Here is a 499-nt window from a genome sequence, read left to right as displayed (position 1 = left end):
GAAGTATCATGATCCAAAATAAAAACGCCTCTAACGAGGCGTAGGAAGGGGCCTATCCATCCCATGACTAAAGTCACCGGATTTCCGGCCAATCTTCATTAAATATCAAGGGCGGTTTTGAATTGTCGTTTTATGGCGGTTTAAAAATGTATGATTTGGGCGGGTTTAGGGATTGACCGATGCCAAACGGTATGACTTTCCCTTAATCTTAATTACATGTGAGTGGTAGACAAGGTGGTCTAAAATTGCTTCTGCAGTCGCCGTGCTATGAAGGACGGTTCCCCAACTTGATAATGGTACATTGGTCGTTATGATCGTTGATTTACGTTCATAGCGGCCACTTATTAGTTGAAACAATAGTTTCGCTTGGTGGATTATAGAATAAAGTTAGCCACCTAATTGGTGGTAAATGCAAAAACGCTATTCGGCGTGACATCAGGTATCATATTAAGTGAATCAAACCTATATGAAAGGATGTCCGTCAAATGACGCACTTAAA

General features: G+C 41.1%; 1 pseudogene. It reads right to left on the bottom strand.

Going from position 1 to position 499, the window contains the following annotated elements:
• Positions 1-165: 165 nt before the first annotated feature.
• Positions 166-369, bottom strand: a pseudogene (locus tag QOS10_RS09480) (ATP-binding protein); the annotation flags it as partial.
• Between the last annotated feature and the right edge of the window lie 130 nt (positions 370-499).

The sequence above is a fragment of the Limosilactobacillus galli genome (assembly GCF_947381495.1).
GTDB lineage: Bacteria > Bacillota > Bacilli > Lactobacillales > Lactobacillaceae > Limosilactobacillus > Limosilactobacillus galli.
Note: the sequence above shows the minus strand (reverse complement) of the source record. Positions and strands in the feature narration are given on the sequence as shown.